General features: G+C 73.1%; 15 protein-coding genes. 10 read left to right on the top strand and 5 right to left on the bottom strand.

Annotation, left to right across the window (positions count from 1 at the left end; all coding sequences use genetic code 11):
• The first annotated feature begins 57 nt into the window (after positions 1-57).
• Positions 58-285: a hypothetical protein gene (locus AB0F03_RS32680; RefSeq protein ID WP_361998707.1), complete on the top strand. Its 228-nt coding sequence runs from the start codon at positions 58-60 to the stop codon at positions 283-285.
• Positions 286-310: 25 nt separating this feature from the next.
• On the opposite strand, the gene AB0F03_RS32675 is transcribed toward AB0F03_RS32680, so the two are convergent.
• The 3 genes from AB0F03_RS32675 to AB0F03_RS32665 form a co-directional block, all read right to left on the bottom strand.
• Positions 311-961: a hypothetical protein gene (locus AB0F03_RS32675; RefSeq protein WP_361998704.1), complete on the bottom strand. Its 651-nt coding sequence runs from the start codon at positions 959-961 to the stop codon at positions 311-313.
• A 110-nt stretch (positions 962-1071) separates the two neighbouring features.
• On the bottom strand, positions 1072-1767 hold the full coding sequence (locus AB0F03_RS32670; protein WP_361998701.1) for a GntR family transcriptional regulator: 696 nt from the start codon (positions 1765-1767) through the stop codon (positions 1072-1074).
• 140 nt (positions 1768-1907) lie between these two features.
• Entirely contained in the window at positions 1908-3263 is a 1356-nt protein-coding gene (locus AB0F03_RS32665) for an aspartate aminotransferase family protein (protein WP_361998698.1), read from the bottom strand.
• A 233-nt stretch (positions 3264-3496) separates the two neighbouring features.
• Between AB0F03_RS32665 and AB0F03_RS32660 the strand changes: the two genes are divergently transcribed.
• Positions 3497-5572 carry a serine/threonine-protein kinase gene (locus AB0F03_RS32660; RefSeq protein WP_361998695.1) on the top strand — a complete coding sequence of 692 codons (2076 nt, stop codon included), beginning with the start codon at positions 3497-3499 and terminating at the stop codon, positions 5570-5572.
• 17 nt (positions 5573-5589) lie between these two features.
• Here the strand turns inward: AB0F03_RS32660 and AB0F03_RS32655 are convergent, their stop codons facing one another.
• Positions 5590-6339 carry an SLATT domain-containing protein gene (locus tag AB0F03_RS32655; protein ID WP_361998692.1) on the bottom strand — a complete coding sequence of 250 codons (750 nt, stop codon included), beginning with the start codon at positions 6337-6339 and terminating at the stop codon, positions 5590-5592.
• Between the two features lie 265 nt (positions 6340-6604).
• Between AB0F03_RS32655 and AB0F03_RS32650 the strand changes: the two genes are divergently transcribed.
• The 7 genes from AB0F03_RS32650 to AB0F03_RS32620 all read left to right on the top strand — a co-directional run bounded on the left by AB0F03_RS32650 (position 6605) and on the right by AB0F03_RS32620 (position 13051).
• Positions 6605-6946 (top strand): YbaB/EbfC family nucleoid-associated protein, encoded by a 342-nt coding sequence (locus AB0F03_RS32650; RefSeq protein ID WP_361998830.1) that lies wholly within the window; start codon positions 6605-6607, stop codon positions 6944-6946.
• Between the two features lie 73 nt (positions 6947-7019).
• Positions 7020-7619: a recombination mediator RecR gene (recR, locus tag AB0F03_RS32645; protein WP_356821517.1), complete on the top strand. Its 600-nt coding sequence runs from the start codon at positions 7020-7022 to the stop codon at positions 7617-7619.
• A complete protein-coding gene (locus tag AB0F03_RS32640; protein ID WP_361998688.1) occupies positions 7612-8274 on the top strand; it encodes a DUF5063 domain-containing protein in 663 nt (220 codons plus the stop codon). Before recR ends, AB0F03_RS32640 begins: the two co-directional genes overlap by 8 nt.
• A gap of 163 nt (positions 8275-8437) precedes the next feature.
• Positions 8438-9709, top strand: coding sequence for an aspartate kinase (locus AB0F03_RS32635; RefSeq protein WP_121787698.1), 1272 nt, complete (start codon positions 8438-8440; stop codon positions 9707-9709).
• Positions 9709-10776, top strand: coding sequence for an aspartate-semialdehyde dehydrogenase (locus AB0F03_RS32630; protein WP_361998685.1), 1068 nt, complete (start codon positions 9709-9711; stop codon positions 10774-10776). Before AB0F03_RS32635 ends, AB0F03_RS32630 begins: the two co-directional genes overlap by 1 nt.
• 326 nt (positions 10777-11102) lie before the next feature.
• The gene (locus tag AB0F03_RS32625; protein ID WP_361998683.1) at positions 11103-11786 is read left to right on the top strand and encodes a SigE family RNA polymerase sigma factor; all 684 of its coding nucleotides are present in this window, start codon (positions 11103-11105) and stop codon (positions 11784-11786) included.
• A gap of 143 nt (positions 11787-11929) precedes the next feature.
• Positions 11930-13051 (top strand): hypothetical protein, encoded by a 1122-nt coding sequence (locus tag AB0F03_RS32620; RefSeq protein WP_361998680.1) that lies wholly within the window; start codon positions 11930-11932, stop codon positions 13049-13051.
• A gap of 91 nt (positions 13052-13142) precedes the next feature.
• Here AB0F03_RS32620 and AB0F03_RS32615 read toward each other — a convergent pair whose 3' ends face one another.
• Entirely contained in the window at positions 13143-13931 is a 789-nt protein-coding gene (locus tag AB0F03_RS32615) for an SURF1 family protein (protein ID WP_361998677.1), read from the bottom strand.
• A 182-nt stretch (positions 13932-14113) separates the two neighbouring features.
• Between AB0F03_RS32615 and AB0F03_RS32610 the strand changes: the two genes are divergently transcribed.
• Positions 14114-15931, top strand: coding sequence for a prolyl oligopeptidase family serine peptidase (locus AB0F03_RS32610; RefSeq protein WP_361998675.1), 1818 nt, complete (start codon positions 14114-14116; stop codon positions 15929-15931).
• The last annotated feature ends 30 nt before the right edge of the window (positions 15932-15961 follow it).

The raw sequence follows: 15961 nt of genomic DNA, 5'->3' as shown, positions 1-15961 counted from the left end.
GTGCCCCCGGGCACGGCGGCGGGCGCCGCTGTGTGGTGAACGGTGCACAATCGAGGTATGGGCGTCCACCGGAACGCGCGATGCCGGGGCCCGTACGGCGGTGAGGGCCACCAGGCCGGCGGCACGGACTGCTCCGACCCCGCCGTCTTCGAGATCACCCGCCACGACCGGCCGCCCCTGTGGGTGTGCCCGGTGCACCTCGGTCCTTCGCTGCTGATGGCGAGCGGGGTGCTGTGGCCCCCGGTGATCCACCTCATCGGCCGCGTGCCCGGCCTGCCACCGTGACGGCCCGCCGCGGTGGTGGCGTGCCTCAACTGAACACGATCATCGAGCCCTGCGCCAGGGAGCGGGTCGCCGCCGCGTGCAGGCCCAGCCAGACGTGGCGCTCGCGGGCGAAGGGGCTGGGGTCGTAGGGGGCGGGGACGGCCGGCTCCTCCAGTTCCGTCGGACCGGCCGGCGGGGTGGGCGGCGCCGGGGGGTTCGCCGGGTCGATGCCGATGACCTGGGCGACGTGCTGGAGTTCGCGCAGCAGGGTCTGGGAGCTGCCCAGCGGGCCGCCGCCCGCGAGGAGTTCCTCGTTGGACAGCGGGTGCGGGAAGTCCACGGGGACGTAGGCGCCCGCGTGGTCGTAGTGCCAGACCAGGTGCGACTGCTGCGCGGTCGTCTCGAACATCTCCAGCAACTGCTCGTAGTCCCCGCCCAGTTCGTCCACCGGGGTCACCGGCAGGCCGCAGACCTGGAGCAGGTGGGCGCGGCGCAGGAAGTGCAGGGCGTCGTAGTCGAATCCGGCGACCGGGGCGACGTCACCGGACAGACCCGGCATGTACTGGTACACCGGCACCGGCGGCAGCCCGGAATCGGCCAACGCCTTGTTGTACTGCGCGAGTTCCTCGGCGAAGGGGTTGTCCGGGGTGTGGCACAACACGTCCACGAGCGGTACCAGCCACAGGTCACAGGCCAAAAGAGGCTCCTCGCATCGGCAGGCGCGGGGTCACGCACGACAGCAGGTGGTCAGGGCAGGGTAGTGCGTCGGGCCCGGAGGCGGTCTCCCCCAGGGGCCGTACCGGTCACCTACCCGTTGGTCAGGCGTTCCAGCAGTGCCAGCGCGTGGGCGTTGGAGGCGGCCACGATCGCGCGGGCGGCCCGGGCCTCGCGGCGGGCCAGGGCGTCGACCAGCTCGGTGTGCCCGGCCCAGAGCCGGCCGCGCAGGTCGGGCAGGCGGAGCAGGTGCTGCACCGCGCAGACCCAGGACTGCACCCGCAGGCGGTGCAGGAAGTCACCGAGGTAGGCGTTGCCGAACAGGGCGCTCAGCTCGCGCCAGAACCGCAGGTCGTAGCCGACCAGGACCGTGAGGTCCCCGGCCGCCGCGGCCCGCTGGGCCTCCTCGCCGCGGCGGCGCACGGTGGCCAGGGCGGCGGCCGTGCGCGGGTCGTCCGGCGGGGTGCGGAAGGCGGGGTGGTCCGCGACGAGGGCCTGGAACATGCCGTCGGTGACCAGGCTGCGGGCCTCGATCATGTGCCGGTGGTCGGCGAGCGAGTACTCGGGCACGCGGAAACCGCGGTGCTGGTCGGCCTCCAGGATGCCCTGCGCGGACAGGTCGACCAGCGCCTCGCGGACGGGGGTGGCGGAGACGCCGTACTGGTCGGCGATCTCCTTGACGGTGAACGCCCGGCCCGGGCGCAGCCGCCCCGCCAGCACCTCGTCCCGGAGCGCGTCCGCGATCTGCTGGCGCAGGGTGCTGCGCGTCACGGCGCCGGTACCGGGCATGCTCCGTGCCTCTCCTCACAGGTCCGGGGTTGACGTACTCGTACACAGGCGCGATCAACGCGCCTATGTATCACTTACGAGCACGTCACCTTACGCGTTCGGACCGGCCCGGCGGCAGCCTCGGTTCTGGCGCCGCGGCGTCACACGGTGTACTCGTCGGCGACGGCCAGCGCGGCGTCGAGCGCGGCCAGGCCCTCCTTCAGCTCCGCCTCGGTCACGGTGCAGGGCGGTACGACGTGCGTGCGGTTCATGTTCACGAACGGCCACAGGCCGTGCCGCTTGGCGGCGGCCGCGAACGCGGCCATCGGGGCGTTGGCCTCGCCGGCCGCGTTGTACGGCACCAGCGGCTCGCGGGTCTCCCGGTCCCGCACCAGCTCCAGCGCCCAGAACATGCCGACGCCGCGCACCTCGCCGACGCTCGGGTGCCGGTCCGCCAGCGCGGCGAGGGCCGGGCCGACGACCGTCTCGCCGAGGTGCCGGGCGTTGTCGACCACGCCCTCCCGCGCCATCACGCCGATCGTGGCGACGGCGGCGGCGCAGGCCAGCGGGTGACCGGAGTAGGTGAGGCCGCCGGGGTAGGGGCGCTTGCCGAAGGTCTCGGCGATCCGCGCCGAGATGGCCACCCCGCCGAGCGGGACGTAACCGGAGTTCACCCCCTTGGCGAAGGTCATCAGGTCGGGTACGACACCGGCCAGGTCGGCCCCGAACCACTCGCCGGTCCGGCCGAACCCGGACATGACCTCGTCCAGGACGAAGACGATCCCGTACGTGTCGCACAGCTCGCGGACACCGGCCAGGTAGCCGGGCGGCGGGACCATGATCCCGGCGGTGCCGGGGACGCTCTCCAGGACGATCGCGGCGATGGAGGCCGGCCCCTCGAAGGCGATCGTCGTCTCCAGGTGCTCCAGCGCCCGCGCGCACTCCTGCTCCTCGGTCTCCGCGTAGAAGCGGGAGCGGTAGAGGAACGGCGCCCAGAAGTGGACGACGCCGGCGCTGCCGCTGTCGGAGGCCCAGCGGCGCGGGTCACCGGTGAGGTTGACGGCCTGCTGGGTGCCGCCGTGGTACGAGCGGTAGGCGGAGAGCACCTTCGGGCGGCCCGTGTGCAGCCGGGCCATGCGCACCGCGTGCTCGACGGCGTCCGCGCCGCCGTTGGTGAAGAAGATCTTGTCCAGATCGCCGGGGGTCCGCTCGGCGATCAGCCGGGCCGCCTCCGAGCGGGCCTCGACGGCGAACGCGGGCGCGAAGGTCGTCATCCTCGCGGCCTGCTCCTGGATCGCCGCGACGACCTCGGGGTGCTGGTAGCCGATGTTGGTGAAGACGAGTCCGCTGGTGAAGTCCAGGTAGCGCGTGCCGTCGTAGTCCCAGAAGTACGACCCCTCGGCGCCGGCGACGGCGAGCGGGTCGATGAGGTCCTGGGCGGACCAGGAGTGGAAGACGTGCGCGCGGTCCGCGGCCTTCACTGCGGCGCCGGCGTCGGGGCGGGGCTGAGGGGTCATGGGGGCGAGGGTAAATGTCCGCGATGCGGAAGGGGTATCGGCGTCCTGTTCCGTGGACAGGGGCAATTCGCGACAAGGTGTCGACAGGCCGTCGGCGCACCGGGCCGGTGGCGGGGCCGCGGACGGCCCCGGCGAGCCTGTTACGCAACCGTAGACAGCGGCCCGCGCCCGCCGCCGCGCCCCCGCACTATTCTCGGTCCGTTGCGACCTATGGGGGGAAGGGCGGCACGGGGATGGACAAGCTGGGACCGGGGGACCCCCAGGGGATCGGGTCCTACCGGCTGCTGGCGCGGCTCGGCGCGGGCGGCATGGGGCACGTGTATCTGGCCCGGTCGGAACGGGGACGTACCGTCGCCGTGAAACTCGTCCGTGCGGAACTGGCCGAGCAGGAGGAGTTCCGGGCGCGGTTCCGGCAGGAGGTGCGGGCCGCGCGGCGGGTCGGCGGGTACTGGACCGCGCCCGTGCTGGACGCGGACACCGAGGCGCCCGTGCCGTGGGTGGCGACCGGATACGTGGCCGGGCCGAGCCTCCAGCAGGTCGTCGGGCACGACCACGGGGCGCTGCCCGAGCGGTCGGTGCGGATCCTGGCGGCGGGGCTCGCGCACGCGCTGAAGGACATCCACGCGGCGGGGATCGTGCACCGGGACCTGAAGCCGTCGAACGTGCTCGTGACCATCGACGGGCCACGCGTGATCGACTTCGGTATCGCGCGGGCCCTGGAGACGGCCACCGCCGCGGGGGAGGGGCTCACCCGGACCGGGTCGCTCGTCGGATCGCCCGGGTTCATGGCGCCCGAGCAGGTGCGCGGGGACCGGATCACGCCGGCGTGCGACGTGTTCTGCCTCGGCTCCGTGCTGGTCCACGCGGCGACCGGGACGCTGCCCTTCGGGAGCGCCGACAGCGGGGTGCACGCGCTGATGTTCCGGATCGCCCAGGAGGAGCCGGACCTGACGGGGGTGCCCGAGGGGATCGCCGACCTGGTGAGGGACTGCCTGCGCAAGGAACCGGGGGCCCGGCCCTCGCTCGACGCGATCCTGGAGCGGACCGGGGCGCAGGACACGGTGGCCGACGGGCGGGCCCGGGACCCCTGGCTGCCCGGTTCGCTGGTCGCGCAGCTGGGCCGGCACGCCGTGCGGCTGCTGGAGGTGGAGAGCCCGGAAGGCGGCCCGGGGCGGTCGTCGTCCGGCACGGGTGAGGATGCCGCGGGTGCGGATGCGGGTGCCGTGGGGACGGAGGCGTCGGCGGACGGTTTCCCGCTCGCACCGCCCCTGCGGGCAGCGGGCACGTCCGGCGCCGCGACGGGGGCGTCCGATGGGAGTGCCGATGAGGGCCGGGCGCCCTCCGTGGGTGCCGGTGCGTCGCCCGAGCACGCCGCCGTGTCCGACGGGGTGCCGGCTCCGCCCGGCGGCCCGATGTCCGCCGGGGGCGCCGGGCATCCGCCCGCCGCCGTCCCCGCCCCGGCGCCGCCGCCCGGCACGCCGCCGGCGCCGCCCGGCTTCGGAGCCGTACCCGGCGGCGCGTACGGGCCCGCGCACGCGCAGCAGTACTCCCAGCAGTACCCGCAGCAGCATCCGCAGCAGCACCCCGGGCCCGCCGCCTACGGGTATCCGCGGCAGCCCGGCGCCGGGGCCTGGGGCGGGGCGCCGCAGCCGTACAACCCGTACGCCGACGGGCTCGGCCGCACCCCGTCGTACGGGCCGACGACCGTCGGGGTGCCGGGGGAGACGGAGCGGCGCAACGGACGGTCCACCGCGCTGCTCGTCGTGGTCGCCCTGGTCGTCGCGCTGGGCGCGGGCGGCACGGTGTACGCGCTGATGAAGAACGGCAGCGGCGTCGACGACAAGGGCGGCGGCACGGTCAGCCCCGTCCCCACCCTCACCTCCGCGCCCCCGGCCACCTCCGGGACGCCCGCACCGGCCACCTCGGCGCCGTCGCCGTCCGCCTCCGCGGCGGGCGCGGTCCCGGACGCCTACCTGGGCTCCTGGCGGACCACCATCGACAACGCCGACGGCTCCCACACCCGCGAACTCACCCTCCGGCAGGGCGGAGTCGGCGACACCGTGCTGACGCTGGTCGCGGACGGGCCCACCGAGGGCGGTGGGACCTACCACTGCGTCTTCCAGGGCACGCTCGCCGCCGAGCCCGGTACCGGCGGGCCGCTGGAGATCGGGCCCTCCACCGTCACCAGCGGTGCGCCCGCCTCCTCCTGCTCGCCCGGTGAGGCCACCGAGGTCACCCTGCTGCCGGACGGCCGCCTGAAGCGGTCGAAGGCGAACGGCGGGGAAAGCCTGACGTACCGCAAGGAGTGACGGGGTGAGCGGAGTGCCTAGCGCGGCTCGGGCGGGCGCTGTCTGGGCATGTTGGGCCGGCTCCCGTTCGCCGGCGGCAGGGGGAAGCGGCTGCCGGACCCCCCGGTCTCCTGCCGCGGCACCGACGTCACCGCCGTCTGGATCCCCAGCGGCACCGCACCCGTCCGGAACTCCACCATCCAGTCGGTCGTCTCCGTGCGCATCAGCTCGGTGACGTCCTCGGAGAACCGCCGCAGCACCGACAGGCACCGCTCGGCCGCCTCGCTCGCCGTCCCCTCCGCCGGCCCCAGCACCTCCCGCACGCACTCCGACGCCCAGTCGAACTGGAGCGCCTGGAGCCGCCGCTGCACCGCCTGTGCCGTCGCCACGTCTCTCATCCAGCCGGAGGTGACCCCGAAGAACCGGTCGGCGCCGGCGCAGGACGCCGCGAGCAGCAGGGCCAGACAGCCCCAGGGGGCGATCCCGCCGGCCACCCCGGTGAGGTCCAGCAGGGGCAGCGCCGCCCCCACCACGGTTCCGGCCGCCGTGCCCGCCCGCAGCACCCGCGCCCCGAGTCGCTTGCGGACCCGGTCCCGCAGATACCACGCGGCCGTCTCCAGCGCCCGGCCCTCCACCCACCGGTACAGCTCGTCCAGCCGTTCGGCGGGTTCCGCCCAGTCGCCGAGCGGGAAGGCCCACCCGGCCAGGTCGCCCGGCCGCAGCCCGGCCGCGCCCTCGCCCCGCCCGTCCTGAGGCGGACCCTCGGGCTGCATCTCCGGCTGACCCACCCGGCACTCCCTACTGATCACGACCGGTCACATCGCGTGACATGCCCTGCCGACGCGCGGCCCCCTTCCTACCGCCCAATGGGTGGCGGGGAGGGACCTTCCCCGGTTTTTCCGCCCGGAAGTGCGTCTTGATCAGGTAGAGGACTCCCGAAGTTCTCACTCGAAAGAGTGGCGGGGCGATGGCCGCGTGGACCACGTAGGCTCAGTGACGACGGAGAAAAAAGACGTCGAGAAGGACGTCGGAGAAGACGGCGAGGAGCTGATCGTGATCCCCGGTGGCCAGCCCAACATGCAGCAGTTGCTCCAGCAGGCCCAGAAGATGCAGCAGGACCTCCAGCAGGCGCAGGAGGAACTGGCGAACACGGAGGTCGACGGGCAGGCCGGTGGCGGTCTGGTGCGGGCCACCGTGACCGGTTCCGGGGAGCTGCGCGCGCTGCGGATCGACCCGAAGGCGGTGGACCCGGAGGACACCGAGACCCTCGCCGACCTGATCGTGGCGGCCGTGCAGGCGGCCAACGAGAACGCGCAGTCGCTCCAGCAGCAGAAGCTCGGCCCGCTGGCGCAGGGGCTGGGCGGCGGCAGCGGCATCCCGGGCCTGCCGTTCTGACCCCGCCGCCTTCCACGCGAAGGCGGGTGCCGACTACCGTACGTACCGAAAGGTCTCCAGGAAAGGCAGTCCGTTGTACGAAGGCGTGGTCCAGGACCTCATCGACGAACTGGGGCGGCTGCCCGGCGTCGGTCCCAAGAGCGCGCAGCGGATCGCCTTCCACATCCTCCAGGCCGAGCCGGCCGACGTGAAACGGCTCGCGCAGACGCTCCTGGAGGTGAAGGCGAAGGTCCGCTTCTGCGCGACGTGCGGCAACGTGGCGCAGGAGGAGCTGTGCAACATCTGCCGTGACGCGCGCCGCGACCGCACGGTCATCTGCGTGGTGGAGGAGCCGAAGGACGTCGTCGCGATCGAGCGAACCCGCGAGTTCCGGGGCCGCTACCACGTGCTCGGGGGCGCGATCAGCCCGATCGAGGGAGTCGGTCCCGATGACCTGCGTATCCGAGAACTTCTCGCGCGGTTGGCCGACGGGACGGTCACGGAGCTGATCCTGGCCACGGACCCCAATCTGGAGGGCGAGGCCACGGCGACGTATCTTGCCCGCATGATCAAGCCCATGGGCCTCAAGGTCACCCGCCTGGCCAGCGGCCTCCCGGTGGGTGGCGACCTGGAATACGCGGACGAGGTGACCCTCGGCCGCGCCTTCGAGGGGAGACGACTCCTAGATGTCTGACGCCACACTGCACGCCTCGGCGCAGAACCCGGACGACTTCGTGGTCCAGATCGCCGACCAGGTCGAGAGCTTCCTGGTGGCTGTCACGGAGGTGGCGAAGGGCGACGAACCCGGCTCGACGGTGCCCTTCCTCCTCCTCGAGGTCTCCCAGCTCCTCCTGGCCGGCGGCCGGCTGGGCGCCCACGAGGACATCGTCCCCGACGACCGCTACGAGCCCGACCCGGGCCCCGAACCGGACGTGGACGGCATCCGCGAGAACTTCGCCCGCCTCCTGGACCCCGTCGACGTCTACTCCGAGGTCTTCGACCCGTACGAGCCCCGCAAGGCGCCGGTGCCCGGCCGGATCTCCGACGACCTCGCCGACATCATCACCGACCTGCGGCACGGGATGGTCCACTACCGCGCGGGCCGCACCACCGAGGCCCTGTGGTGGTGGCAGTTCTCGTACTTCTCCAACTGGGGACCGATGGCCTCCGCGGTGCTGCGCGCCCTCCAGTCCGTCCTGATCCACGTCCGCCTGAACCAGCCCCTGGAGGAGCTGGACGGCCTCGACACCGACCAGGCGAACATCGGTGACGAGATTCTGGAGCTCGAGGCGGGCCGGGTGATGGCCCAGGAGATCGGCGACCCGCTGGGCATCCGGCCGGCGACGTGACCGTCCGCGCGGTTGTGAGCCAGGGCACGTTCCGAGTGCCGGGCGGCACGCCGGGCAGGCTGCCGTAGCGGGCGTCCGGCGTCTCACCATGCGGGAGAACGGTGGTGGGATACGGACGCTCGTTAAACTGAGCCGACACAAACGAACCGAGCGAGGAGCGCACGTGGGCCTTGTCGTGCAGAAGTACGGAGGCTCCTCCGTAGCCGATGCCGAGGGCATCAAGCGCGTCGCCAAGCGGATCGTGGAAGCGAAGAAGAACGGCAACCAGGTTGTCGTCGTCGTTTCCGCGATGGGCGACACGACGGACGAGCTGATCGATCTCGCCGAGCAGGTGTCTCCGATGCCTGCCGGCCGGGAGTTCGACATGCTGCTGACCGCCGGAGAGCGGATCTCCATGGCCCTGCTGGCGATGGCGATCAAAAACCTGGGCCACGAGGCGCAGTCCTTCACCGGCAGCCAGGCAGGCGTCATCACCGACTCGGTCCACAACAAAGCCCGGATCATCGACGTCACCCCGGGCCGGATCCGCACCGCGCTGGACGAGGGCAACATCGCGATCGTCGCCGGCTTCCAGGGCGTGAGCCAGGACAAGAAGGACATCACCACGCTCGGCCGCGGCGGGTCCGACACGACGGCCGTGGCGCTCGCCGCCGCGCTCGACGCCGAGGTCTGCGAGATCTACACCGACGTCGACGGCGTGTTCACCGCCGACCCGCGCGTGGTGAAGAAGGCGAAGAAGATCGACTGGATCTCCTTCGAGGACATGCTGGAGCTCGCGGCCTCCGGCTCCAAGGTGCTGCTCCACCGCTGTGTGGAGTACGCCCGCCGCTACAACATCCCGATCCACGTACGGTCCAGCTTCAGCGGACTCCAGGGCACGTGGGTCAGCAGTGAGCCGATTGGGGACAAGCAGGTGGAGCAGGCCATCATCTCCGGTGTCGCGCACGACACCTCCGAGGCCAAGATCACGGTCGTCGGTGTGCCGGACAAGCCGGGTGAGGCCGCCGCCATCTTCCGGACCATCGCCGACGCCGCCATCAACCTCGACATGGTCGTGCAGAACGTGTCCGCCGCCTCCACGGGCCTGACGGACATCTCCTTCACGCTGCCCAAGACCGAGGGCCGCAAGGCCATCGACGCGCTGGAGCGCAACCGCTCCGGCATCGGCTTCGACTCGCTGCGCTACGACGACCAGATCGGCAAGATCTCCCTGGTCGGCGCCGGCATGAAGACCAACCCGGGCGTCACCGCCTCCTTCTTCGAGGCACTGAGCAACGCCGGCGTGAACATCGAGCTGATCTCGACCTCCGAGATCCGCATCTCGGTCGTCACCCGCGCCGACGACGTGGCGGAGGCCGTCCGCGCCGTGCACACCGCCTTCGGGCTCGACTCCGACACCGACGAGGCCGTCGTCTACGGAGGCACGGGCCGCTGATGGCGCCGACCGGCAGGCCGACGCTCGCGGTCGTGGGAGCGACCGGGGTCGTCGGCACGGTCATGCTCCAGATCCTGTCCCAGCGGGCGGACATCTGGGGCGAGATCCGGCTGATCGCCTCCCCGCGCTCGGCCGGGCGCAAGCTGGCCGTGCGCGGGGCGGAGACCGAGGTGGTGGCCCTGTCGGAGGACGCCTTCGACGGGGTCGACGTCGCGCTGTTCGACGTCCCCGACGAGGTCGCCGCGGTGTGGGCGCCGGTCGCCGCCGCGCACGGTGCGGTCGTCGTCGACAACTCCGGCGCCTTCCGGATGGACCCGCACGTGCCCCTGGCCGTGCCCGAGGTCAACCCGCACACCGTGCGGTCCCGCCCGCGCGGGATCGTCGCCAACCCCAGCTGCACGACCCTGACGATGATCGTCGCCCTGGGCGCGCTGCACGCCGAGTTCGGGCTGCGCGAGCTGGTGGTGTCGTCGTACCAGGCGGTGAGCGGGGCCGGGCGGGCCGGGGTGGAGACGCTCCGGGCCCAGCTGTCCCTGGTGGCCGGCACCGAACTGGGCACCAAGCCCGGGGACGTACGGCGGGCCGTCGGGGACGGTACCGGGCCGTTCCCGGAGCCGGTCGCGCTCAACGTCGTCCCGTGGGCCGGATCGCTGCGCGAGGACGGCTGGTCGTCGGAGGAGATGAAGATCCGCGACGAGTCCCGCAAGGTCCTCGGACTGCCGCGGCTGCCGGTCGCCGTGACCTGTGTGCGGGTCCCGGTGATCACCACGCACTCGCTGACCGTTCACGCCCGCTTCCAGCGCGAGGTCGGCGTCGACGGCGCCCGCGAGATCCTCGCCACCGCGCCCGGCGTCGTGCTCTGCGACGACCCGGAGGCCGGCGAGTTCCCCACCCCCGCCGACGTGGTGGGCACGGATCCGACCTGGGTCGGCCGGGTACGGCGGGCCCTGGACGACCCGGCCGCGCTCGAACTGTTCGTGTGCGGGGACAACCTGCGCAAGGGCGCCGCGCTGAACGCGGTGCAGATCGCGGAGCTGATCGCGGCGGAGCCGCCCGGCCCCCGTTAGCCGCGCTGCGTAGGATCTGTGAGCGAAGGGTGACCGGGAGCATGGTCTTAACCACTTGAACCCGTCCCTGCTCGCGGCAGAGGATTTGCCTCCCCGCTCCCCGCAACCGTACGGAGGGCGGGGAGCGTCTTTGCGGTCACCCTTGCGGGACCTGGGGGCGTGATGATCCTGGCGTGGGGACGCCGTGATCAGGGCGTGGGGACGCCCGTTCAAATGGGACATAAGGGAAGAGCGGGACGCATGACGGCACTTGAGGCACCGTCGGTTGTCGCACATGTGACGCCCGGCACGTACAACCTCCGAGGGGGGGAACGTGTCCAACTGGCGTGGCAGAGGTACTCGAACTCAGTGTGGCCCGCACCGGCACGGCCCTGCGGCCGCCCCGTGCGGCGCTCAGGCCCCGCACGCCCGGCGGCATGCCGGTGATCGCGCCCATGCCCGCAGCGCGGCCGGCCCGCATACCCAGTCAGCGTGACGCCGCCGAGGAGACCGGGACCGCCCCGGCGACCGCGGCCGCCGGCACGACCGTCGATCACCTCACCGAGACCTACCGGGCGCACTACCGCTCCCTGCTCCGCCTCGCCGCCCTCCTCCTCGACGACACCGCCTCCTGCGAGGACGTCGTCCAGGAGGCCTTCATCCGCGTCCACTCCGCGCGCAAACGCGTCCGTGACCCCGAGAAGACCCTGGCCTACCTGCGCCAGACGGTCGTCAACCTCTCCCGGTCCACGCTGCGCCGGCGCATCCTCGGCCTGAAACTGCTCTCCAAGCCCATGCCCGACATGGCGAGCGCGGAAGAGGGCGCCTACGACCAGCTGGAGCGCCGCGACCTCATCAAGGCGATGAAGGGTCTCCAGCGCCGCCAGCGCGAGGTGCTCGTGCTGCGCTACTTCGCGGACATGACCGAGGCTCAGACCGCCGAGACGCTCGGCATATCCCTGGGCTCGGTCAAGGCGTACGGCTCGCGGGGCATCGCCGCGCTGCGGGTGGCCATGGAGGCATCGGCATGACCGACCACGCCGAAGAGGGTGAACCGCATGACGGTCACTCCCATGAACGTCACTCCCATGAACGTCACGAGCCCTACGCCTGGCACGAGCCGACACAACGGCACGGGCAAGAGCACACGCCAACGCACGCTGGGAACGCAACTGTGAACCACGGCCCCGAAGACAAGGGCCCCCAGGGGTCCGGCCCCCGTCCCGACGGGTCCGACAGGCCCGGTGACGGGCCCGACGGACTCGACGGACCGGACACGCCGGACTCCGACGAACTGGCCCTGCGCCGGCTGCTGCACTCGGCGGTCGACGACATCGAACCGAGCACCGGCACCCTGGACCACCTGCGCCGGGCCGTGCCCGCGCGGCGCGCCCGCAAGCGGCAGGCCGTGGTCGGCGTGGCCGCGGCGGCCCTCTTCATCGGCACCGCGATCCCCGCCCTCGTCCACGTCTCGTACGCCGGCGGCTCCGACCCCAACACCGCCATGGCCGGCCAGTCCTCCCAGGCCCAGGGCGGCACCGGCCAGAGCAAGGACAAGGGCGGCGACAAGGGCGGCAAGAAGGACGCCGAAGGCGCGACGGCCAAGCCCGGCAAGGCGCCCGGCAAGCACGGCGAGAAGAACGAGGGCGGCCACACCGGCGGCGGTTCGACCGGCGGCGGCGTCACCCCCCCGGCCACCGCCGCCCCGGGCGTTCCCCTGTGTACGGCGGCCCAGCTGGGCTCCGCCACCGGCACCGCCGACGCGCCCGACACCACGGGGGTCGTCTACGGCGTCTTCCACGTCGCCAACGTCTCCGGCACCGCCTGCACCCTCGGCGGCCCGGGCACCGTCACCCCCGTGGCGCAGGGCGCCGCCGACCCGGCCAAGATCATCTCCGCCCGGCATGTGGCCGGGGACGCGGCGACGGCCCTGCCCGACCCGTCCCAGGAGGTCTCCGGGCTGATCCTCCAGCCCGGCGCGGCGTACGAGGAGAAGTTCGCCTTCGTCCCGTCGGAGACCTGCCCCACCACCGGCGGCGGTAGCACCGGCGGCACCGAGACGGGCGAGCCCACGCCGGATCCCACTCCGACCCAGGACACCGACGCCGCGGGCGGCACCACCGACCCAGGCGCCTCGGTGGGCTCCACCCCCCAGCTCGTCAGGGAGGACGGCACGGCCGACGGCAGCATCCTGCTGACCCACACGGCGGCCCCGGGCTCCCCGACGGCGACGGCGATGGTGTCCGGGGCGTGCGCCGGGACGGTCTACTACACCGGGGTGCTGGCGGGGGCGTGACGCGCGGTGGGCGGGACGGGTGCCCACGGCGGCACCCCGCCCACGGGCGGCGGGTGTTCCCGCTCCCGCCCGGCACCCGCACGGGCGCCGGTCAGCCGCCGGCCACCGGCGTCGGGTGCTCCTCCGTCACCAGGCCCAGCTCGGCGTCCCGCTGGGCCTCCACCTCGCGCCGCAGCAACCGGAACCACATGAACACCACGAACCCGGCGAAGACGAACCACTCCCCGGTGTAACCGAGGTTCTGGAACGCCTTCAGATCCAGTCCCGTACCGTCGGGCGCGGTCGCGGGCACCGCCTTCATCCCCGCGTCACCGCGGTCCAGAGTGATCCAGGCGTCGTACAGCCGGTACGGCACCAGGTTCACCAGCGCGGCCGAGCTGATCATTCCCGTCTGCCCCGCCGGCAGGCCGCCCTGCGCGCCGACCCCGTTGGTCCCGGGGGTCTCGGACGCCTGCAACGCCCCGGTGACGGTGACCTCGCCGCGGGGCGGCGCGGGCGCCTTCGCGGGGTCCGCCGTACCGGGCAGCCACCCCCGCACCACGGGCAACGCCTTGCCGGAGCCGGTCCGCAGCAGGGTGAGGACGTAGAAGCCGCTCCTGCCGTCCAGTTCCCGCCCCGGCACCAGCAGCTGTTTGCCGTACCGCCCGCTCGCGGCGGCCCGCCGTCCCGCCGTGCTCCTGTCGACGGGCAGCATCGCGGCCAGCGGACGCGCGGCCTCGTTCCGGCCGGACGCGACCTGCTCGGTCACCGCCCGGCCGTCCTGCACCCGGTCCTCGAACCGGCTCAGCTGCCAGGACCCCATGAAGACGCAGAACGGGATGGCGAGCAGCACGAAGACGTTGATGCCCCACCAGCGGGGTGTCAGCAGAAACCGGTACACGCCCTCCACGGTACGGCGCCCGTCCCGGTGGTCCGGCCGCGGGTCGGCCCATGTCCCCGTCCGGGACGCTCCGCACCCCGCCGGCGGGGTGCGCAGGGGGCGGGGCCCCTGCGGCGGAAAGTTATCCACAGGCTGGGTACACCCGCCGCCCGCGGATCCGCGCGGCCAGGCAATATGGGCGCATGACTGGGGCGACGAGTGACAGCAGGAAACCGGACACAACGGACATGCCGGACTGGGAGCAGCGGTTCCGGGCACCACGTGTGTCGCTGCCCGACTGGGCGGAGGACGCGCCGGACCGCTCCCTGTTCGTGTCGAACGCGACGGGGACGTACGAGCTGTACGCGTGGGACCGCGCGACGGGCGGGCAGCGGCAGGTGACGGACCGGCCGAACGGCACGACGGACGGCGTCCTGTCGCCGGACGGCGCGTGGATCTGGTGGTTCGACGACAAGGACGGCGACGAGTTCGGCATCTGGCGCCGCCAGCCCTTCACGGGCGGCCCGGACGAACCCGCCGTCGCCGGCCTCGGCCCGTCCTACCCGGCCGGCCTGGCCCTGTCCCGGGACGGCCGCACGGCGGTCGTCGGCCGCTCCACGGACGAGGACGGTACGACGGTCCACCTGGCCCGTGCGGGCGGGGAACCGGTGGAGATCTACCGGCACCGCGAGTCGGCGGGCGTCGGCGACCTCTCCCACGACGGCTCCCTGATCGCCCTGGAGCACACCGAGCACGGCGACGCCATGCACGCGGCGCTGCGCGTCCTGCGCCCGGACGGCACGACGGTCGCCGAGCTGGACGACACCCGGGGCGGCACCGAGGAACTGGGCCTGGAGGTGCTGGGCTTCGCCCCGGTCGACGGCGACACCCGGCTGCTCGTCGGGCACCAGCGCCGGGGCCGCTGGGAGCCGCTCGTCTGGGACGTGGCGACGGGCGAGGAGACGGACCTGGCCCTGGACCTGCCCGGCGACGTCAGCGCCGAGTGGTATCCGGACGGCTCGGGCCTGCTCATCGCCCACGGCTTCGAGGCCCGCAGCGAACTGTTCCGGTACGACCTGGCCTCCCGCGCGCTGACCAGCGTCCCCACCCCGCCCGGCACGGTCTCCGGCGCGACGGCCCGCCCCGACGGCAGCGTGGAGTACCTGTGGTCGTCGGCCGCCGAGCCGCCGGTGGTGCGGTCCACGGCCGGCGGGGTCGTGCTGGACCCACCGGGTATGGCGTGTCCGGCGTCGGTCGCGGTGGAGGACGTCTGGGTGGAGGGCCCGGGCGGCCGCATCCACGCCCTGATCCAGAAGCCGGCCGGCGCCACCGGCCCGCTGCCCACGGTCTTCGACCTGCACGGCGGCCCGACCTGGCACGACAGCGACTCCTTCGCGGCGGGCCCCGCCGCCTGGGTCGACCACGGCTACGCGGTCGTCCGCGTCAACTACCGCGGCTCCACCGGCTACGGCCGCGCCTGGACCGACGCCCTCAAGCACCGGGTCGGCCTGATCGAGCTGGAGGACGTGGCCGCGGTCCGCGAGTGGGCGGTCTCCTCCGGCCTCGCCGACCCCGCCCGCCTCGTCCTCACCGGCGCCTCCTGGGGCGGCTACCTCACCCTGCTCGGCCTCGGCACCCAGCCCGACGCGTGGGCGGTGGGCATCGCGGTGGTGCCGGTCGCGGACTACGTCACCGCGTACCACGACGAGATGGAGGCCCTGAAGGCCATGGACCGCACCCTGCTGGGCGGCACCCCGGAGGAGGTCCCGGACCGCTTCGAGGCGTCCTCCCCGCTGACCTACGTCGACCAGGTCAAGGCCCCGGTCCACATCTCGGCGGGCGTCAACGACCCGCGCTGCCCGATCCGCCAGATCGACAACTACGTCAAGAGGCTGGAGACCCGGGGCGCGACCCACGAGGTGTACCGGTACGACGCGGGACACGGCTCCCTGGTGGTGGAGGAGCGGATCAAACAGGTGAGGCTGGAACTGGACTTCGCCCGGCGGCACCTGACGCCGTAACGGCACCACTCGGTGGGGCCGGGCCGGCTG

Origin of the sequence: Streptomyces sp. NPDC028722, from assembly GCF_040637655.1 — a bacterium.
In the GTDB taxonomy this organism is placed as follows: domain Bacteria; phylum Actinomycetota; class Actinomycetes; order Streptomycetales; family Streptomycetaceae; genus Streptomyces.
This window is presented reverse-complemented; position numbering and strand designations above follow the sequence as displayed.